The organism is Planctomycetota bacterium (assembly GCA_016872555.1).
Lineage (GTDB): Bacteria > Planctomycetota > Planctomycetia > Pirellulales > UBA1268 > F1-20-MAGs016.
Genome location: VGZO01000025.1, coordinates 43,298 through 62,599 on the forward strand (window position 1 = coordinate 43,298; position 19,302 = coordinate 62,599).

The following is a 19,302-nucleotide window of genomic DNA, read 5'->3' on the forward strand; positions in this document are numbered from 1 at the left end:
CCGCCAGGACGACGGAGAGGGCGACGACATGTTGCCAGAAGTCGGGCATCGCCGAACGCCAAGGGTGATCAGCCGCCGACCAGGCCGCTGGCGACGGTGAATGTCAGCCAGGCGGCGACCCACGCCAGGAGCGTCATCGACAGAAACGACACCACCGGCCAGACGGCCGAGCCGGTCTCCCGGCCGATCACCACCAGCGTGCTGGCGCACTGCGCACACAGCGCGAAGAACACCATGATCGACAGCGCCACCGGCAGGGTGAACACCGGCCGACCGGTGTCGTCCCAGGTCGCCGCGTGGAGGCGGGCGGCGAGGCCCCCTTCGGCGTCGTCGCCGTCGCCGAGGTCGTAGAGCACCCCGAGCGTGCCGAGGACCACCTCCCGGGCGGGGAAGCTGGCGAGCACCGCACACCCGATCCGCCAGTCCCACCCCAGCGGACGCACGAGAGGCTCCACGAGCCGGCCGGCCCGGCCGAGGAAGCTCTGGCGCTGTGCCGCCCCGCGGCGCGCCGCGGCCAGGCCTGCGGGGGTGTCGAGGCGGGCGAGCTCCGCGGCCGGTGCCGCCGGCTCCGTGCCGGCCGCGATCCGCCGTTCGAGGGCCCCGCGCCGGGCGGCGACCTCGGCGTCGATCGCCGCTTCGTCGCGGGGGTAGGTGGTCAGCGCCCAGATCACCACGCTCACCGCCATGATCAGCGTGCCGGCGTTGTGGAGGAACGACCCGGCCGCCTCGGCGACGCGGCGGAGGACGACGCCGGGGAGCGGCCAGCGCCAGCGGGGGAGCTCCATCACGAACGGCTGCCGCGACCGGCCGAGGACGGACTGCGTCAGGAGCCACGCCACCGCCGCCGCGACGACGACACCGAGGGCGTAGAGGCCGAGGAGCACCAGCGCCGGCAGGCGGATGAAGGGCAGGCCGACGGCGCGGTCCGGGACGAACGCCCCGCAGAACAGCAGGTACACCGGGAGCCGCGCCGAACAGCTCATCAGCGGCGCGAGCATGATCGTCAGCAACCGGTCGCGCCGGTTCTCGATCGAGCGCGTCGCCATGATTCCGGGGATCGCGCAGGCGAAGCTCGACAGGAGCGGGATGAACGATCGGCCGCTGAGCCCGACGCCGGCCAGCAGCCGGTCCATCAGGAACGCCGCCCGGGCGAGGTATCCGGAGCTCTCGAGCAGGGCGACGAACGCGAACAACAGCGCGATCTGCGGCACGAACACGACCACGCTGCCGGCGCCGGCCAGGATCCCGTCGACCAGGAGCGACGCGATCGGCCCCTCCGGCAGCAGCCCGCGCACGGCGCCGCCGAGCGCCGCGACGCCGGCCTCGATGCCGTCCATCACCGGTGCCGCGAGCCAGTAGATCGACGAGAACATCGCCAGCATCGCCAGCACGAAGGCGAGCGTGCCGGAGAGCGGATGGGTGAGCAGTTCGTCGATCTGGCGCGCCGCGGCGGCGCCGGCCGGGGGGCGGCGGGTGACGACCCCGGCAAGTTGGCGTTCGATCCAGGCGTAGCGGGCGATCGCCTCCCGGGCGGCCGGGGAGTGTTCCGGACCGGCGGCGGCGGCGATCGCCTCGAGCCCCGCCGGGGCGGGAGGTACCGGGCCGGCGGCGGCGGCCACGATCGCGCTGGCCAGGGCGGGAATCCCCTGCCGGGCCGGCGCCACGACAGGGACGACGGGGCAGCCGAGGCGCGCCGCCAACAGGGCGTGGTCGATCGTGATCCCCTCGGCACCGGCGACGTCCGACTGCGTGAGCGCGACGACCACTGGCACGCCGAGGCCGAGGACCTGGCTGGCGAGGTACAGATTGCGCTCGAGGTTGGTGGCGTCGGCGACGACCACGGCACAGTCCGGGGGGGCCATTCCTGGCACCCGGCCGGCGAGGGCATCGACGGCGGCCTGCTCGTCCGGGCTCCGGGGCACGAGGCCGTAGACACCGGGGAGATCGACCAGGTCGATGGCGCGGCCCCCGTGGGTGAACCGCCCAACCTTGCGCTCGACGGTCACGCCCGGATAGTTGCCGACCCGGGTGGGAACGCCGGCGAGCGCCGTGAACAGCGAGCTCTTGCCGACATTGGGGTTACCGGCCAGGACGACGGTGAGAACCGTTTCCCCGGCGCCGGCGACGGACGAGGCGGGGGATGCCATGGAGACGACGAGAGACGGCGGCGAAAGGTCAGCGGGGTGCGGTCACGGCGACCCGGCGGGCTTCGGTCCGACGGATCGAGAGCCGGTAGCCCCGCAGTTCCAGTTCCACCGGATCCCCGAGGGGAGCGCGGCGCACCACCCGGACTTCGACCCCGGGGGTGAGGCCGAGCTCCAACAGCCGGCAGGCCGCCGGATCATCCCCATCGACGCGTGTCACGCGCGTCGCACCGCCGATCGCCACCTGGTCGAGCGATTCCATCGAACACGCTGTCCTTGGCGGTTTGTGGCTTGAACGGCACAATTGAGACTCAATCTCAGTACAGTTGGAAGTGTAGGCGATCACCGCGCGCGAGGCAAACGCCGGCCGTTTTTTTGCGACGCTGCGGGCGACCGCGGGCGATGCTCGGCGGGGATCGCAGCGACAGGGAGTGGCGTAACCAAGACGGAACCGCACGGGAGGGCCTTGCCGTGGGTGGCAGTGGAGTCGACCAGCGGCAGCGCCTGCCCGGCTTGTGCGTGACCGGCACCGACACCGGCGTCGGCAAGACCGCCGTCGCCGTCGCGCTGGTCCGCCGGCTCGCCGCGTGTGGGGTGCCGGTTGGCGTCTACAAGCCGGTCGCCAGCGGCACCTCGGCCGACGATCCGCACGGCGATCCATGGCGGTTGTGGGAGGCGGCCGGCAGACCGCTGGCGGTCGCCGCGGTCTGCCCGCAGGTGTTTCGCGCCGCCGTCGCACCCGCCGAGGCTGCCCGGGCCGAGGGGCGTGCCGTCGACGACGCGCTCTTGCGGTCGGGGATCGACGTCTGGCGCCGCGTGAGCGACGTGGTCGTCGTCGAGGGGGCCGGCGGGCTCTGCTCGCCGCTGTCCGACACGACGCTCGTCGCCGATGTGGCACGCGATCTCGGCCATCCGGTGGTGATCGTCGACGATTCCCGCCTCGGCTGCATCGGACGCACGCTGGCGACAGTCCACGCGGCGCGCGCCCTGGGGCTGGTCGTCGCCGCGGTCGTGCTCTCGGAGGTCACGCCGCCGCCGGCGGGAGAGGCTCAGGCCGCGGCGGTCGACGACCCCCGACGGATCGCGGTGGCCGCCCGGGAATTCCTCGCCGCCCGGCTGGCGCCGCTCCCCGTGCTCGGGCTGGCGCACGGGGCCGCGGCGATCGAGCCGGAGATCGACTGGCTGGCGCTGTGCCGGCCGGTGCCGGTACCGACGGATAGCGCCGGCGGGCAGCGGTAGCCTCCGGCCGCGGGAGCAGCCAGGAGGCACACCCGCCCCCCCACGGTCCGGCGCGCCGTCGGGGTCGGTCCGGTGTCTCGGGAGCGCCGCTCGTCGCCGCGTCGGTGTGGCGGCGAAGCGGGACGGGTACCATGAGGATGGTGTCGTGGGGGTCGTGCCGTGAGGGGGTGGATCATGCTGCAGGGGTGCCAGGGGTTGGGAGACCGGTGGAATGCGGCGTTGCGGGCCGCGGCGGCCTGCGGGTTGGCGGGCGCCATGCTTGCCGCGCCCGCCCAGGATCTCGCCGCCTCCGGCCGCTGGCAGCAGTGGCGCGGCCCGGCGCGCGACGGCTTCGTCGCCGGCGCGACCTGGCCCGACGGGCTGTCGTCGGACCGTCTCGTGAAGTCGTGGCGAGTCGAGTTCGGCCCGAGCTACTCAGGTCCGGTGATCGACGGCGACCTCGTGTTCGTCACCGAGACCAAGGACAAGAAGACCGAGCACGTCCGGGCCCTCGACCGCAAGACCGGCAAGCAGGTCTGGGAGGCGTCGTGGGAGGGGGCAATGACCGTCCCGTTTTTCGCGATCTCCAACGGCTCGTGGATCCGTTCCACCCCGGCCGTCGACGAGGGGCGGCTGTACGTCGCCGGGATGCGCGACATGCTCGTCTGCCTCGACGCCGCCACCGGCAAGGAACTGTGGCGGAAGGACTTCATGAAGGAGTTCGACAGCCCGCTGCCGGCGTTCGGCTTCGTCTCCAGCCCCCTGATCGTGGGTGACAATGTCTTCGTCCAGGCCGGGTCGGGGTTCGTGAAGCTCGAGAAGGCGACCGGGAAGGTGGTGTGGCGCGTGCTCGCCGACGCCGGCGGGATGTCGGGGAGCGCCTTCTCCTCGCCGCTGGTCGCCACGCTCGACGGCGTGCCGCAGATCCTCGTGCAGGCGCGGGAGTTCCTCGCCGGCATCGATCCCGAGTCGGGAAAGGTGCTGTGGCAGACGCCGGTCGAGGCGTTCCGCGGGATGAACATCGTCACCCCGACGGTGATCGACGGGCGGATCTTCACCACCACGTATGGCGGTGGGTCGTTCCTGTTCGCGCTCGGTACGCCGGCGGCCGACGGGCCGCGGTCGGTCGAGACGGTGTGGCGTAACAAGGTGCAGGGCTACATGTCGAGTCCGATCGTCCTCGGCGGCCACGCCTACGTCCACCTCCGCAACCAGCGTTTCGCCTGCCTCGACCTGGCGACCGGCAAGGAGGATTGGATCACCACGCCGTTCGGCCGCTACTGGAGCATGGTCGCGCAGGGCGACAGGATCCTCGCCCTCGACGAGACCGGGGACTTGCGCCTGATCCGCGCCACGCCGGAGAAGTACGAGCAGCTCGGCGAGGCGAAGGTCGCCGAGCGCGAGAGCTGGGCCCACCTCGCCGTCGAGGGGGGCACCGTCTACGTGCGCGATCTCGAGGGCGTCACGGCCTACGAATGGAAGTGAGCCGCCGGGCCGACTCGGCGGCGCCGACGGTGGTGATGTGGCAGCCGGTCGCCAGCTCGAAGCCGGCGATCCCGGAGAGACGCGGCAGGATCTCGAGGTGCCAGTGCCACCCGGGCGGCTCGGCGCCGACGAGCGGCGCCTGGTGGAGCCACCAGTTGTAGTCGGCGCCGGGCTCGAGGGTGCGGATCCGGCCGACGACATCGCGCGTCAGGTCGGCAATCGCCCCCGCCGCGTCCGCGTCGGCGTGGAACCACGGCCGCGGCGCGCGGGGCACGATCCAGACCTCGTAGGGCTGCCGGGGGGCGCGGGGCACCAGCGCGACCAGTCCACCGGCGGTGGCGACCACGCGCTCCTCCGCGGCGGCCTCGTCCAGTTGGCGTGAGAACGGCGCGGCGCCGGCGAGCTCGGCGGCGACCACCGGGGGGACGAACCCGAGCCCGACCAGCTGGCTGTGGACGTGCCCCAGCGACGCGCCGGCCGCGGGCCCCGAGTTCTTGAAGACCGTGGTCCAGGCCAGGTCGCCGCGGGCCGCCAGCGCCGCCAACCGACGCCGGCAGGCCTCCCATGCCAGCCGCCACGCGGCCGGGTCGACGGTGAGGATGCAGGTGTCGTGGCGCGGCGACTCGACGAGCACTTCGTGGACGCCGTGGGCGGGAGGTCCGGCGGCCGGCGACCGGTCGGACGCGGCGGGAAGGGCGTCGTCGCCGTCGGCGACGACCGGATAGCGGTTGGGGATGATCCGGGCGCTCCACGGCAGCGCCGCCGATTCCGGCAGCCGCGCCACTTCGCCCGGGGTGAGGTGTTCGTGGCCGGCGCAGAACGGACACGTCGCCAGTTCGGCGGAGCCGGGAATCTCGAGCGGCCGTGCGGCGCGCCCCGGAGCGACGAACACCCTCCTCGGCACGGCGGCGTCGTCGGCGAGGCGGGGTCGTTGGTCGGGCATCGGGCTTGTCACCGGGGATGGACCGAGCACCGCGCCGGGGCGGTGGCGGGCGCGTTGAAGGAGGTGCCTGGCCTCCGTACACTCTCCGCCGCCCCGCCCGCTTCCGGAGACCGTCGCATGCTCACCGTCGGTGATCCCTTCCCCGCCTTCACCGCCCCGGCCTGCGTCGGCACGGGGAAGGACGACATCAAGACCCTGTCGAACAAGGACTACGCCGGCCACTGGGTCGTGTACTTCTTCTACCCCAAGGACTTCACCTTCGTCTGCCCGACGGAGCTGGCGGAGTTCCACAAGCAGCTCAAGGCGTTCGCCGACCGCGACACCGCGGTCGTCGGTGGCAGCACCGACAACGAGTATTCCCACCTCGCCTGGCGGCGCGCCCATCCCGACCTCGAAAAGCTCGGCTACCCCCTGCTTGCCGCGCAGAAGCTCGCCCCGGAGCTCGGAATCCTCGAGAAGACCGAGGGCTACTGCCTGCGGGCGACGTTCATCGTCGATCCCCACGGCGTCATCCAGTGGGTCGACGTCAACCAGGGGCGGGTCGGGCGCAACGTCGCCGAGGTGCTCCGCGTCCTCGACGCGCTGCAAAGCGACGAGCTGTGCCCGTGCAATTGGAAGAAGGGCGACCCGTACGTGAAGGTGGGGTAGGTGCCCTCCGGCCAGGGGGGTCAGCATCGGAGCTGGCGGCGGAAGTTCACCGACGCCTTCCGGGGGTTGTCCCGCGGGATCCGCGGCCAATCGAGTTTCGCCGTCCACCTCCCGGCGGCGGTCGCGGTCGTCGCCGCGGCGCTGATGCTCGGCGTGCCGCGCCGGGATCTGGCGCTGCTGGCCCTGGCGGTCGGCGGCGTCCTCGTCGCCGAGTTGGTGAACTCGGCGATCGAGTCGCTGGTCCGGGCGCCGGGCGTGCCGCGCCACCCGCGGATCCGCGACGCCCTCGACATCGCCAGCGCCGCCGTCCTCGTCGCGGCGGGCACGGCGGTGGTGGTCGGCGGGCTGGTCTTCGGCCCGCCGTTGTGGCGGATCCTGGACAGCCTGCCGGCAGGCCGCTGAACAGCCCCCGCGTCAGGTTGACCCGCGCACGGCGCGGAAGCTACCGTGCCGCATCGCACGACCGCGATCCGCGGTCGTCCCCGCTTTTTTCCGGAGATCCCCCATGCGCAAGCTCCTCGCAGAGTTCATCGGGACGTTCTGGCTGGTCCTCGGCGGCTGCGGCAGTGCCGTACTCGCCGCCCAGTACGACAACCATCTCGGCATCGGGTTTCTCGGCGTCGCGCTGGCGTTCGGGCTGACGGTGCTGACGATGGCCGTCGCCATCGGTCACGTCTCCGGCTGCCACCTCAACCCGGCGGTCACGCTCGGCCTCGCCGTCAGCGGGCGGTTTCCCTGGAAGGACGTGATCGGTTACTGGGCCGTCCAGACGCTCGGCGGCTGCTTCGGCGCCTTCGTGCTGTTCGTGATCGCCAACGGCCAGCCAGACTTCGACCTCGGCAATTTCGCCTGCAACGGCTTTGAGGAGTACTCCCCGACAAAGTATTCCGCGGCGGCCTGCTTCGTGGCCGAGGTGGTGCTGACGGCCGTGTTCCTGTTCGTGATCCACGGCGCCACCGACAAGCAGTCGGGGTCGGTGATCGCCCCGATCGCCATCGGGCTGTGCCTGACGCTCATCCACCTGGTGAGCATCCCGGTCACGAACTGCTCCGTGAACCCCGCGCGGAGCACCGCCACGGCGCTGATCGCCGCTTCCTTCGGAAAAGCGATCGCCTACCAGGTGTGGTTCTTCTGGCTGGCGCCCCTGATCGGCGGCGCGCTCGGCGGCCTCCTCTACCGGGTCGTCGACGAGGCCGAAGACTGAGCGGCGCCGGCGACGCTCACTTCCGGCGCAGGTCGTAGCAGAGGATCGCGTCCCCCTCGCGCAGGTAGAGCAGCCCGTCGACGATCACCGCGTGCGACCAGCTCGGCCGGTCGCCGCTGTCGGGGATCTTGAAGGCGCTGACCTCACGGTAGGCCTGCGGGTCGGCCTTCACCAGGGCGAGCGTGCCGTCGGAGTAGCGCATGTAGATGTGGCCGTCGGCGGCGATGACGCTCGCCGAGTTCTTGCCGCTGCCGCGCTCCTTCCAGGCGACCTCGCCGGTCAAAAGGTTGGCGCAGAACGGGATCCCGCGGTCGTCGGAGTCGCCGTACAGGTGGTCGCCGACGAGCACGATCCCGCCGTGCTTGTTGGCCAGGTCCTGCTTGAGGCCGTAGACCTCCTCGACCTTCACCGTGCCGTCGGCCTGCGGCACCTGCTTGAGCAGCGCCCCACCGCGCTTGTAGCCGGCCGAGAAGAACACCAGATCCCCGCGGACGATCGGTGTCGGGATGACGGCCGTCGTCTGGTCGATCGGGTAGGTCCACAGCAGCGTGCCGGAGGCAGCGTCGACGCCGAGGGCGCCGCTGGCGGTGGTCTGGACGTAGATCCGCCTGCCGCCGACCTCGGCGACCACGATCGAGGCGTGGCCGGCGCCGCGGTCGCCCGGTAGCGAGCAGGTCCAGATCGGCGTGCCGGTCTTCTTGTCGAGGGCGACGATCGTCGCCTTCTCGCCGCCGGGGGTGCAGACGAGCCGGTCGCCGTCGATCAGCACCGACTCGCTGTAGCCCCAGCTGTCCCCCTTCTTGCCGCCGAACTGCTCCTTGAGGTTGACGCGGAACAGCTCCTTGCCGTCGGCGGAGTGGCAGGCGACCAGTTCGCCGAACGGCGTGACCACGTAGACACGGTCGCCGTCGACCGTCGGCGTGCTCCGCGAGCTCTGCCAGGTGGCCTGCCCGTCGGTCCACGGTTTGCCGGTCTTCGTCCGCCACAGCGCCTTGCCGGTGGCGCGCTCGAAGCAGGTGAGGTATTCGTCGGCGTCGCCGGGCGTCGTCGAGAGGCCGTCGCCGAGGGTGTAGATGCGGTCGCCGGCGATCGCCGGGCTGGCGTAGCCCCGCCCCGCCCCGGTGGTCTTCCAGACAAGCGGCGGACCCCCTTCGGACCACGACTGGAGCAGGCCGCCGCAGGTCGCCACGCCGCTGCGGGCCGGGCCGCGAAACGTCGGCCAGTCGTCGCCCCGGGCGCCGAGGGACAGGCCGGCGAGCAGGCTGGCGGCGAGGGGGGCGACGGTGACGAACTGCCGGTGGCGGGAGAACGCCATGGTGCGGGGCTCCGGGAAATGGGGATCAAATGGCCGCGCCGGTGGCGGCACGCGAGGGGCGCGGCGAGCGGCGAGCCTAGGACGGTGGCCGAGCGACGGTCAACTGGCCAGGGAAGACCGGGTAGGCGCGGTCCGGTCCCGCGCCGGGAGGCGCCTGTCGCCCGACGTCGGCCGAAAGCGCGCTTGCGCCCCGCGGTTCCCCTTGCCCTCTGCCGCATCCGGCGGGAGACTCGCCCCATGGGGCGCCGGATCGGACGGACCGGTCGCGGTGCGCGGGGACGGGCGTGAACGGGGGACGTCTCATGGGATACGTGTCGCGCGCGAGCAAGACGAGCACGGTCTGGAGTTGGGGGATGGTGGCGGCGCTCCTGGCACTGCCGGGGGGGGCGGCCGAGCCGCCGTCGCTGGCCACGTCGCTGGCCCCCTGGTGGGAGTGCGTCAGCGTTACCCGCGATGCCTTCGCGATCTCGGGGACCGTCGTCCTCGACGCCCGCGGCGCTGCCAAGCAGAAGGCGACGCTCCGCCTGGCCCGCTATGACGCCACGGCGTTCGACCTCGTCGTCGAGCATCCTGAATATGCCGCCACGATCCGCCGCCGGGCCGAGGGGGTGGCCCTCGCCCTCCCGCGGCACGGGGTCGTCCACCTCGGCGAGGGGGATTTCGTCGGCCCCGACCATCTCGCCCCGGGGGGGGCGGTGGCGCGGCTGGTGTCCCCCGACTCGGCCGCCGTGGCCGCGCTGCCGTTTCTCGCCCAGCCTGGCGCCGCCGGGGTCGCGGGGCTGGCGACCGGGATCCTCGGGGTTCGCTACGACCCGGCCGCGGCTGCCTGGAAGCTCGACGACGCCACCCTCGCCTTCCCGGCCCCCGACACGCTCGCGCTGCGTGCCGGGGACGTCCACGTCGATCTCGTCCTCGCCCCCGCCGGCGATGCGGCGCCCCTCGCCGAGTGGCCTGGGCTGCGGGTCAACAGGGTCCCGCGCGGGGACATCGAGCGGCAACTGGCCCGCGGGGCCCGCCGCGCCCTGGAAATCCTCGCCCCCGGGCCGACGCTTCTCGACCCCTCGGGCGACGGGAAGCGTGTCCCTCATGGCAGTCTCGAGTGGGTTGACGGGATGCGGGTGGTGACGCTCCACGGCACACCCGAGGAAATCGGCCGCGCCCACGGGGAATTGCTCGCCGTCGAAGCGCACCGGTGCATCGACTCGGTGCTCCACGTCGTCGGGACGGTGGAGACGATCCGGACCGGGGAGTGGTTCCGCGACCGGCTCGCCGGGGCCGCCGCCCGCCTCGCCCCCCACATCCCCGAGCGCCACAAAGCCGAGACGAACGCCCTCGCCGCGGCCCTCGGCGTCGATCCGGAGCTGTTCGCCGTCGTCAACGTCTTTCCCGAGCTGTTCCACTGTTCGGGGTTCGCCGTCTCCGGCAGCGCCACCGCCGACGGCGTGCTCTACCACGGCCGGGTCCTCGACTACATGACCGAGATCGGCCTCCAGGACGCGGCGGCGGCGTTCGTCGTCGTCCCCACGGGGATGATTCCGTTCGTCAACGTCGGCTACGCCGGGTTCACCGGCAGCGTCAGCGGGATGAACGCCCGGTCGATCTCGCTCGGCGAGATGGGGGGCCGCGGCGAGGGGCAGTGGGACGGCGTGCCGATGGCGACGCTGATGCGCCGGGCGCTGGAGGAGTGCTCGACCCTCGACGAGGTCGTCGCCCTGTGGCGCGACAACCCGCGGACGTGCGAATACTACTACGTCTTCGCCGACGGCAAGAGCCGGCGGGCCGTCGGTGTGGCGGCGACCCCCGCCGAACTGCAGGTGGTCGGCGCGGGGGAGGCGCACCCGCTGCTCGGGCCCGGGATCCCCGACTCCGTCGTGCTCTCGGCGGGGGATCGGCTCGCGTGCCTCCGCGGCCGGGTCGAGGAGGCCCACGGGAAACTCGACGAAACCTCGGCTTTCCACCTCATGGACCGCCCGGTGGCGATGCGCTCCAACCTCCACAACGTCCTCTTCGTGCCCGAGCAGCTCGTCCTCCATGTCGCCCACGCCGCCCACGGCAAGCCGGCGGCCGAATGCCGCAGCGTGCGGCTCGATTTCGGCGCCCTCCTCGAGAAAGTGCCGGCGGAGGCCCGCGACGCGGCGGCGGCGGTCCGCGTGGCTCCGGGGGCCTGTTTTCCAGCCACCGATTCACTCGCCGCCGGCATCGATCCGCAGGCCGACGCCCGGGAGTGCCTCGACGGGCTGGTCTGGAAACCGGAGGCGTTCACCGTCGAGCTCGAGGAGCCGGGGAAGGGCCCCGGCGACCTCCTCGTCCGCTTCCCCTCCCCCAGGGCCGGCGGCGTGCCGTCGAACGACGCGGTCTGGATGGAGTGGTACCAGGCCCGCGACGGAGCCGGCGTGCCGAAGCGGGCGGCGGCCTGCATCGTCGTCCACGAGTCGGGGGGCGGCATGACCGTCGGCCGGCTCGTGTCCCGCAGCCTCGCCGCCCGGGGCGTCCACGCGTTCATGGTCCAGCTGCCATTTTACGGCCGCCGTCGCCCCCCCCAGTCGGGACTTGGCAGCGAAGCGGTGGTGCTCGCCGTCCGGCAGGCCGTCGCCGATGTCCGGCGGGCCCGCGACGCAGCCGCGGCACTGCCGCTGGTCGATCCTGGGCGGATCGCGCTGCAGGGGACGAGCCTGGGGGGCTTCGTGGCCGCCACGACGGCGGGGCTCGACCGCGGTTTTCACCGCGTTTTCATCATGCTCGCCGGCGGCGACCTGGCGGGCGTCATCGAGCAGGGCAAGAAGGACGCGGCGAAGCTCCGTGAGGATCTGGCCCGCTCGGGGCTCGACCCGACGATGGTCCGCGACACGCTCTCCGCGATCGAACCGCTGCGCCTGGCCCACCGCTACGATCGCGACAGCACCTGGATTTATTGCGGCCGGTTCGACGACGTCGTGCCTCCGGAGCACTCGCGGCGGCTGGCGACGGCGGCGGGCCTGCCCCGCGATCGGCTGGTGGAGATGTACGCCAACCACTACTCCGGGATCGTGTTCCTTCCGCTGATCCTCGCCGAGGTCCAAACCCGCATCGACGGCGCCCCGGATGCAACCCCCGGGGCGAACATTCCAGCGGTGGCACCCTGAAAAACTGCAGGAAAACAACGAGAACGAGCTCATTTGTTAGGAACTGATGAGTTTTTTGCCAACCTGTTGACCAACTCTGGCGATTTTGTATTCTCCACCTGTCCGCAAGTTCTTTCTTTCCCAGGAACCGCTACTGCAAGCATCGGTCATCGTCGCCGAAGGTCGCGTAATCGCGTCCGCTTGCAGTCTCTTTTGGTTCCTTGGTCTTCCGTGTCTCGGCCATATGCCTGGCTGTTTCCGGTAGGCGTTCGGGTTGGGTTTTCCCGACCCCGGGTTCCGCTGATTCTTCTCGCGGAGGATGCGTGGCTCCGGTGCGATTGCCGGTGCCTGTGGGGCCTAACCACAAAGGTTTTCCGATGCGCTCTCTCCTCACGTTCGGGAAGACTCTGGTGTCCTGCCTGCTGGCCGCGAGCCTGACTGCAGCCGTTTCGCAGGGCGAGACGATCACCTGGATCGATCCCCCCGAGACCCGTTCGATCGGTGTGGCCGAAGCCTCCTGGGCCAAGTCGCTCGATGTCGATCACGCGACCGTGACGCGCGGCTCGTTGGCCGCGCTGTCAGACCCCGCGCCGACGCCGATCGCCCAGCCGGTCGTGGCGGCGCCTGTGAGCATCGAGCTCCCGTTGGCGGTCAAGACGGCGATCACCGCGAAGGAAGCAGCTTCCGAGAAGACGGAGTTCGGCGCGACTCTGCCGTGGATGGCGATCAACTCGCGGCCTGCGAAGTCGGGCATCGACCCCTACCCGAGCTGGGGCGGTGCCGCGCTGGTGGTCGACGACGTGACCACTCTGCCGACCGAGGACAGCGATTTGGACACCTACACGGGGGGCTACCAGGCGGTCAGTCTGGGCTTGAGCCGCAAGGGGTTCGCCATGGCCGGCAGCCGGTTCCTGACTCCGTGACCGTCCGGACCGGTGCTCGCCACCGTCGGTGATCGGCTGGCAGGCATCGCGCCCTAGTCGCCCGAACGCCATGGTGCCGATTGTGCCCGTTCACCGTCCCGGCCAGCCTCCGGGAGGAAGCGAATCTCGAAACTGCACACGCCGATAGTCCCCATCCCGTCCGCCGCCCCGGTGGGCGGGTGACCTGAGGAGAGTCACGACGACGGATTGGGGGTATCGTGGAATGGGCCCCGGCGGGCATACGCCGGGGCCCGTTTCGTTGCGGCGGTCACCAGGGCGGCTGACCAGGGCGGTGGGTTTGACGGCTCGGAGGTGTCAGGTGCACGACGACGGACGACTGTTCGCGCCGCGGGCGAGTGTCGAGCAGGTGGAGGAGGGGGTGGAATTGGCCCCCAAGTTCGACGAGCAGGGGCTGATTCCCTGCGTCACGACAGACCATCGCAGCGGGGAGTTGCTGATGGTGGCGGTGATGAATCGCGAGGCGCTGTCGCGGTCGATCGAGAGCGGCGAAGCCTGGTACTACAGCCGGAGCCGCAAGCAGCTGTGGCACAAGGGGGCCACCAGCGGCCTGGTCCAGCGGATCGTCGAGATGCGGATCGACGACGACCAAGACTGCGTCTGGCTGCGGGTCGAGGTGGCCGGCGGGGCGAGCTGCCATGTCGGCTACCGTTCGTGCTTCTACCGGCGCGTTCCGGTCAGCAGCGAACGCTCCGCGGGCACGGCGCTTGAGTTCACCGAGACCGGCAAGGTCTTCGACCCCCGGGCGGTCTACGGCGACGCCCCCAACCCGACCCAGCTGTAGGCTGGCGTAGGGCGGCGGGTATGCGCCTCTTCGGCGCCCCAGCCGGTTGCGTCTTGAAGCCGGCATCGGGCAGGAGCTGTTGCCGTAGCGGGCCGGGCGAGCGGATTGATCGGCCCCCGGCTCCGCTCAATTGCCGAAGGGGGCTGTCGCAGGGCAGGCGTGGGATCGACGGAGGGCGCCACCCTTACGGCCCAAAGTGAGGCTCGGCGAGGTCACGCCCCGCGGCCTCGATGCCGCCTAAAACCCCTCTGGGGGGGCAAAAACAGGCAATCACCAATCTGGTGAGCCTCACCAAAGTGATGAGTCCCGGGCTAACCAAAATGGTGACTCGGGGTTCGCAAGGGAGCCATTTCCGGACCCTTTCTCAGGCCGGAAATAATTCCGCAAAGTCTTTCCATGAATGGGCTTACGAATTTTTTCCGTTCATTTTCGAGGGCTGGTTTCGGATTTGGCACGGTCCCTGCACTGCCTATGGGCGTCAGCAAGTCGGTTGGAAACCCAACACCCGTCTTCACCACCGCCCTGTCAGCCAAGGACCGTCCCATGCGCATCTCGCTCGCCACCATGCTCTCCCGTCGCGTTTGCCACCTGGCTGCCGTCGCCTTGGCGATGTGCGCTCTGCCTTGTGCAGCGGCGACCGTTACCTGGAACGGAAACGGCGCCAACAACAATTGGAGCACCGGCGCCAACTGGGTCGGAGGCACTGCTCCCGCCGGGACGGGGGCCGGCGACACGCTGATCTTCGGGAGCGGAACCAACCGCCCGACGACGATCAACACCGTCAACGACTTTCGGATTTCGGCGACGTCCGGGGCAGCTCTACGGTTCACGTCGGCGGTGAATTACTCGCTGAGCGGTTCGTCGGTCGTCCTCGCCGGCAATGTCTCGCAGACGGCGGCGTCGTCGGTGGCGATTGCCAACGACATCAAGATGTCCGGAGTACGTACGTTTGCGTTGACGAACGCGACCGGCACGATCAACGCCTCGGGCGTGATCTCCGAGACGGGGGGATCGGCCAGCCTGACCAAGACAGGCCCCGGCACGCTGATCCTCGGCGGCAACAACACCTATACCGGCGACACGCTCCTCCAAGGTGGTACGACGATCATCAACGGCACGAACGCCGCCTCGAACGTCCTGGTCAGTTCCGGTGCCACGCTGCGTGGTGTCGGACGTGTTGGAAACGTTCTCGTCGAGGGTGCGGTGCGGGCGGGCACCAACGGCAGTAGCGGAATCCTCAACACCGGTTCGTTGACACTCCTGGATACCGCATCCTCGATCTTCAACATCTCGGGTACGACCCAGGGCTCGACATACAACTCGATCAAGTCCAGCGGCAACGTGGACTTCGGCCTGTCGACCTTGATCCTCAACCTTCCGTCCAGCACGAAGCTGCCCAACTACTCCTCGTACAAGCTGTTCGATGCCCCCTCATACTCGAGCAATATCGGCGGCATCCCGAACGTTTCTTACCTCGGTCAGGACTTGGCGTTCGAGGACAAGGGCAACGGCCAGTGGGAGGCATACAACGCCACGATCGAGCAGGCGGTGAGGTTCGATGCCACTACCGGAACGCTGACGGTGGTGCCGGAGCCCTCGTCAATCGTGCTGGCGACGATGGCCGGTGGCATGGCCGGAGTCTTCGGGATCCGCCGCCGTCGGCAGGGACAATCCAAGGTGGCCAACGGGTGAACGAAGCGTCCCGACCGGCTTGCTGACACCTGCAGGACGGGACGACTGCGACGATGACCACGGCTGCGGCCGGCCCCGTGCGGGCCGGCCGTCGTCGTTTGGCGACGGCACGGGATCGGCTCCACCGCCGGTCGGCCCGGTCGCTGCCGCGACTGTAGACTGAAGCGCAGGACAGTGTCCGGCGTTGCACCAGCTTCACGGTCGACCGGCATGACGATCCGCGCGATTCAGCCGCCTTCCGGCCCGCAGGCAGCGCGACTGCCTGTTTCGTGCCATGGATTTTTCGGTACGGCCTCGGCGCGGTGGCTGAGGGCGCTGCTGATGGGGAGTGTGGCGATCGTCTCCACACCGGCGGTCGCCGACGGCGTCGATGTCGTCACCATCGCCAAGCACGGGGCGATCCGCGGCCGGATCGTTCGCCGCGAGGACGACGGCACGCTCACGCTCGTCGTCCGCCGCGCGTGGCTGGCCGAGGCGGCACCGGAGCTCGAGCGCGAGGCGGTGCGCGACGACCGGGTCAACGCCCTGGCGGCCCGCGAGGATGTCCGCCGGCGGATCGAGGCCACGCTCGCCACCCTCCCCGAGGATGACAAACGGCGGACGTTCCTCGAGACGGAGTCGGCCCGGATCGAGCGGCTCCTCGCCGACCCGGCCAAGGACCCCGCCGCACGGGCACCGTTCACCTGGCTGCGCCTGCCGGCCAAGAGCGTGAAGCGCGAGCAGGCGGCCGATCCCGCCGCGCGGCGCATCGTCGGCTGGGCCTGGGCGGAGGGCCTCGACGGCGCCGAGACGCGCCAGGCCGAGAGGCTGCGGCGTGATGTGGTGGCGCTGGGCATCGATCCCGCGGCCGAGCCGCCCGCGCTTGCCGACCGGCTCCCGCCCCTGCCCCAGGACGACCGCACCTGGCAGGCGCGCCTGGCGCTGCTCGCCGACGCCCTCGACGGGCCGGTGACGTTCCAGGGGGTCGGCGACCTCCAGGTGCGGCGCGACCAGGCCGCCGATGCCGCCGCGATCCTCCCGCTCCTCCAGGAGACGCTCGGCGGGAGCCTCGAGAGTCTCCTCGGGGGCCTCGGGGGGGCCCGCCCGGCCGCCGATCCGTGGCGCTGGGTCGCCAGCGCCCGCGGCCAGGCGGATGCCGCCGGGCGGTTCCGCGCCACCCGGCTGAACCTCGACCCGCAGGCGCGGCGCGTGACGATCGAGTCGGTGTTCCAGGTGCGCCTGTCCGACGGCGCCTGGGAGACGGTGTGGTTCCAGCGCCGCGAAGCCGACGGCACGCGCCCCCGGCCGCAGGCCGGCGACCGGCTCCGCGCCGACCCGCGGATCGCCACGGCGCTCGACACGATCCGGGCCATCGGCCTGGTCGACGAGCGCCAGATCGAGGGGGCGCTGGCCACCGGCGCCGCCACGCTCGAGGCGCTCACCGCCACCGACGGCGCGTTCGCCGAGTTCCGCTCGCTCCATGCCCGTGCGCTCGATGGCCCGCCGCTGTGGTGGGACGGCCGCTGACGGGCCGACCGTGTGTCCGCTTCCGGAGTCCCTGCCATGCCGGTGTTTTCACCGCTCGTCTCGCGCCGCCACCTGCTCGTCGCCGCCCCGGCCGCGCTCGCCCTCGCCGCCCCGGCGCGCGGTGCCGACGCCACGCCCGCCGCGGGGGCGCTCGTCGCCCCGCCGGCCGGCAAGCGGATCCTCCTGTCCTGCAAGCTCGGGATGATCCCCGGGGAGAGCGGCGGGCAGAAGCTGCCCCTGGCCGCGCGGCTGTTGCTTGCCAAGGAGGCGGGGTTCGACGGCGTCGATCTCGATCAGGCCGCGCTCTACACGCCGGCCGAGGCCCGCGCGGCGGTCGCCGAGTCGGGAGTCTTCGTCCACAACGCGATCAACCATGCCCACTGGCAACAGCGGCTCACCAGCACCGACGCCGCCGAGCGGGCGACCGCCGTGGCGAACCTCGAGCACTGCCTCCGCGTGGCCCATGCTGCCGGCGGCAGTGGCGTGCTGATCGTCGTCGGCCAGGGGGGGGATGGCCCGACAGCAGAGATCGAGGAGCGCTGCCGCAATGAATTGAAGAAGGTGCTGCCGCTGGCGGCATCGCTCGGCCAGCCGATCCTCGTCGAGAACGTCTGGAACCGGATGATGTACGACCACGACGCCCCCCCCGAGCAGGGCCCGGAGAGATTCATCGCGTTCGTCGATTCGTTCAACAGCCCGTGGATCGGGATGTACTACGACATCGGCAACCACTGGAAATACGGCCAGCCGAAGGACTGGATCCGGCAGTTCGGCCACCGCTGCGTGAAGCTCGACATCAAGGGCTTCAGCCGCAAGAAAAACTCGTTCGTCGACATCGTCAGCCCCGACGACGACGTGCCCTGGGGAGAAGTCCGCGAGGCCCTCTCCGCGATCGGCTTCTCCGGCTGGGCGACGGCCGAAGTCGGCGGCGGCGACGTCGCCCGGCTGACGACCGTGCGGAAGCAGATGGAACAGGCGCTGTACGGGTGAGGGGGCGCGGAGCCAGCACCCTCACCGCGGCGGGAGCATGTTCACGTAGAGCTTGACGTTGTGGGTCGCGCGGCCGACGGCGACGATGTCGGGGCGGCCGTCGCCGGTGAGGTCACCGACGGCGATGTCCTCGACCGCCACGCCGCCGGCGTCGAGCACGCTCCGCTCCCAGTGCCGTCCGGTGGCATCGGCCCGGTAGACCGCCACCGTCGGCCCGTGGCCGGCGACCGCCGACGGGTCGCTCGACCCGAAGACGATCTCGTCGCCGCCGTCGCCGTCGAGATCGACCGTCGCCAGGGCGTGGCCGCGTACGTAGCCCACGTCGATCACCGCGCGCTCCCAGGGGGCCAGCACTCCTCCGGCCGACGGGTGGCACACCGCCACCGCCGTGCCGTGCATCGGTTCGACCGTGACGAAAAACGGCGTGCCGTCGGCGTGGCGGCCGAGGCGGATCTCCCCCGCGCCGTCGCTGTTGGGCGCCGAGCCGGCGATGCCGGGGGAGAGCTGCTCCCGCGTGGTATTGGCGCCGCGGATCAGGTGCACCCCCTCGCGGCTGGCGGTCAGCGTGTCGGTCGGCCCGTCGCCATCGACGTCGGCGTGGGTGTGGTTGTGCATCCGATTGAGGGTGCGGTCGAGGACGGTGGGGAGCCAGCGGTCCATCGCCGGGTCGGCGGGCACTGCCAGCGCCGTCAACTCCACCCCTGCCGCCCCGGCCACCGCCGTCAGTGGCGACACGACCAGCTGCGGGCCGCCCGTGCCGAGGACGTCGGCGAACCGCATCCGGTGGGTGGAGTGGAGCGGGCCGATGCCGTGGACGGTTCAGGGTTCGTCGAGGCTGTTCCCGCGGCTGAGCCAGTGGAGCGTGCCGGTCGTCGGCCACGAGGCGCCAAGCGCGAAATCGATCTGCCCGTCGCCGTCGATGTCGTGCGCCGCGATGCAGACGTTGTCGCGCGGCGTCTGGTCGTGGATGACGGTGTGTTTCTGCCACGCGCCGTCGGGCAATGCCGGTGCCGCATACCACAGGACGGCCCGCTCCGTGACCACGACGATGTCTTGCCGGCCGTCGCCATCGACGTCGGCGAGCGTGACGGCGTAGCAGATTTCACCGGCATGGGGATCGACGACCCGCTGCGTGAAGCCGCTCTCCGCGGCGCGGGCGGCCGGCCCGAGGGGCGCCAGGAGCACAGGCCCGACGGCCGCGAGCGACACGGCCGCCGACCACCAGCGCCCGATCGACCAGCCGAGCCGGCGCATGGAGTTTCTCCGAAGCGTGAGCAGGGTCGCGGCGGCAGCGCCGCAGATGCCACCGGTGCGCCGTCAGACCAATTCCG

15 protein-coding genes and 1 pseudogene are annotated in these 19,302 nt (G+C 71.3%); 11 read left to right on the top strand and 5 right to left on the bottom strand.

All coding sequences use genetic code 11. The features are described 5' to 3' along the window. Nucleotides 1-68: 68 nt before the first annotated feature. Nucleotides 69-2,147: a ferrous iron transport protein B gene (gene feoB / locus FJ309_10100; GenBank protein MBM3954948.1), complete on the bottom strand. Its 2,079-nt coding sequence runs from the start codon at nt 2,145-2,147 to the stop codon at nt 69-71. Between the two features lie 28 nt (nt 2,148-2,175). Continuing rightward, a complete protein-coding gene (locus FJ309_10105) occupies nt 2,176-2,406 on the bottom strand; it encodes a ferrous iron transport protein A (protein MBM3954949.1) in 231 nt (76 codons plus the stop codon). 140 nt (nt 2,407-2,546) lie between these two features. On the opposite strand from FJ309_10105, the gene bioD reads away from it, so the two are divergent. Further along, nucleotides 2,547-3,383 (top strand): dethiobiotin synthase, encoded by an 837-nt coding sequence (gene bioD / locus FJ309_10110; GenBank protein MBM3954950.1) that lies wholly within the window; start codon nt 2,547-2,549, stop codon nt 3,381-3,383. A gap of 255 nt (nt 3,384-3,638) precedes the next feature. Further along, nucleotides 3,639-4,847, top strand: a complete 1,209-nt coding sequence (locus FJ309_10115; GenBank protein MBM3954951.1) for a pyrrolo-quinoline quinone — start codon at nt 3,639-3,641, stop codon at nt 4,845-4,847. Here the strand turns inward: FJ309_10115 and FJ309_10120 are convergent. Next, the gene (locus FJ309_10120) at nt 4,825-5,790 is read right to left on the bottom strand and encodes a DUF4921 family protein (protein ID MBM3954952.1); all 966 of its coding nucleotides are present in this window, start codon (nt 5,788-5,790) and stop codon (nt 4,825-4,827) included. The genes FJ309_10115 and FJ309_10120 overlap by 23 nt on opposite strands. Nucleotides 5,791-5,907: 117 nt before the next feature. Between FJ309_10120 and FJ309_10125 the strand changes: the two genes are divergently transcribed. The 3 genes from FJ309_10125 to aqpZ all read left to right on the top strand — a co-directional run bounded on the left by FJ309_10125 (nt 5,908) and on the right by aqpZ (nt 7,642). Then, a complete protein-coding gene (locus FJ309_10125) occupies nt 5,908-6,438 on the top strand; it encodes a peroxiredoxin (protein MBM3954953.1) in 531 nt (176 codons plus the stop codon). Then, nucleotides 6,439-6,840: a diacylglycerol kinase family protein gene (locus FJ309_10130; protein ID MBM3954954.1), complete on the top strand. Its 402-nt coding sequence runs from the start codon at nt 6,439-6,441 to the stop codon at nt 6,838-6,840. It abuts the gene before it with no gap. Nucleotides 6,841-6,943: 103 nt separating this feature from the next. After that, entirely contained in the window at nt 6,944-7,642 is a 699-nt protein-coding gene (gene aqpZ, locus FJ309_10135; protein MBM3954955.1) for an aquaporin Z, read from the top strand. A 16-nt stretch (nt 7,643-7,658) separates the two neighbouring features. Here aqpZ and FJ309_10140 read toward each other — a convergent pair whose 3' ends face one another. After that, entirely contained in the window at nt 7,659-8,957 is a 1,299-nt protein-coding gene (locus FJ309_10140) for a pyrrolo-quinoline quinone (protein ID MBM3954956.1), read from the bottom strand. Nucleotides 8,958-9,259: 302 nt separating this feature from the next. On the opposite strand from FJ309_10140, the gene FJ309_10145 reads away from it, so the two are divergent. The 6 genes from FJ309_10145 (at nt 9,260) to FJ309_10170 (ending at nt 17,971) form a co-directional block, all read left to right on the top strand. Beyond that, on the top strand, nt 9,260-12,079 hold the full coding sequence (locus FJ309_10145) for a hypothetical protein (protein ID MBM3954957.1): 2,820 nt from the start codon (nt 9,260-9,262) through the stop codon (nt 12,077-12,079). Nucleotides 12,080-12,381: 302 nt separating this feature from the next. After that, nucleotides 12,382-12,981: a hypothetical protein gene (locus FJ309_10150; GenBank protein MBM3954958.1), complete on the top strand. Its 600-nt coding sequence runs from the start codon at nt 12,382-12,384 to the stop codon at nt 12,979-12,981. A gap of 223 nt (nt 12,982-13,204) precedes the next feature. Further along, nucleotides 13,205-13,783, top strand: a complete 579-nt coding sequence (gene hisI, locus FJ309_10155) for a phosphoribosyl-AMP cyclohydrolase (protein MBM3954959.1) — start codon at nt 13,205-13,207, stop codon at nt 13,781-13,783. Between the two features lie 396 nt (nt 13,784-14,179). After that, nucleotides 14,180-15,475: a PEP-CTERM sorting domain-containing protein gene (locus tag FJ309_10160; GenBank protein MBM3954960.1), complete on the top strand. Its 1,296-nt coding sequence runs from the start codon at nt 14,180-14,182 to the stop codon at nt 15,473-15,475. Between the two features lie 330 nt (nt 15,476-15,805). Beyond that, nucleotides 15,806-16,981: a hypothetical protein gene (locus FJ309_10165; GenBank protein MBM3954961.1), complete on the top strand. Its 1,176-nt coding sequence runs from the start codon at nt 15,806-15,808 to the stop codon at nt 16,979-16,981. A gap of 36 nt (nt 16,982-17,017) precedes the next feature. Next, nucleotides 17,018-17,971 carry a sugar phosphate isomerase/epimerase gene (locus tag FJ309_10170; protein MBM3954962.1) on the top strand — a complete coding sequence of 318 codons (954 nt, stop codon included), beginning with the start codon at nt 17,018-17,020 and terminating at the stop codon, nt 17,969-17,971. A 21-nt stretch (nt 17,972-17,992) separates the two neighbouring features. On the opposite strand, the pseudogene FJ309_10175 reads toward FJ309_10170, so the two are convergent. Next, nucleotides 17,993-19,225 (bottom strand): annotated as a pseudogene (locus FJ309_10175) (VCBS repeat-containing protein). Nucleotides 19,226-19,302 lie beyond the last annotated feature (77 nt).

Excerpts from the sequence above, each read along its gene's own strand:
- feoB (MBM3954948.1), bottom strand. The coding sequence starts at position 2,147 with ATGGCATCCCCCGCCTCGTCCGTCGCCGGCGCCGGGGAAACGGTTCTC.
- FJ309_10105 (MBM3954949.1), bottom strand. The coding sequence starts at position 2,406 with ATGGAATCGCTCGACCAGGTGGCGATCGGCGGTGCGACGCGCGTGACA.
- bioD (MBM3954950.1), top strand. The coding sequence starts at position 2,547 with ATGCTCGGCGGGGATCGCAGCGACAGGGAGTGGCGTAACCAAGACGGA.
- FJ309_10115 (MBM3954951.1), top strand. The coding sequence starts at position 3,639 with ATGCTTGCCGCGCCCGCCCAGGATCTCGCCGCCTCCGGCCGCTGGCAG.
- FJ309_10120 (MBM3954952.1), bottom strand. The coding sequence starts at position 5,790 with ATGCCCGACCAACGACCCCGCCTCGCCGACGACGCCGCCGTGCCGAGG.
- FJ309_10125 (MBM3954953.1), top strand. The coding sequence starts at position 5,908 with ATGCTCACCGTCGGTGATCCCTTCCCCGCCTTCACCGCCCCGGCCTGC.
- aqpZ (MBM3954955.1), top strand. The coding sequence starts at position 6,944 with ATGCGCAAGCTCCTCGCAGAGTTCATCGGGACGTTCTGGCTGGTCCTC.
- FJ309_10140 (MBM3954956.1), bottom strand. The coding sequence starts at position 8,957 with ATGGCGTTCTCCCGCCACCGGCAGTTCGTCACCGTCGCCCCCCTCGCC.
- FJ309_10145 (MBM3954957.1), top strand. The coding sequence starts at position 9,260 with ATGGGATACGTGTCGCGCGCGAGCAAGACGAGCACGGTCTGGAGTTGG.
- hisI (MBM3954959.1), top strand. The coding sequence starts at position 13,205 with ATGGGCCCCGGCGGGCATACGCCGGGGCCCGTTTCGTTGCGGCGGTCA.
- FJ309_10160 (MBM3954960.1), top strand. The coding sequence starts at position 14,180 with ATGAATGGGCTTACGAATTTTTTCCGTTCATTTTCGAGGGCTGGTTTC.
- FJ309_10170 (MBM3954962.1), top strand. The coding sequence starts at position 17,018 with ATGCCGGTGTTTTCACCGCTCGTCTCGCGCCGCCACCTGCTCGTCGCC.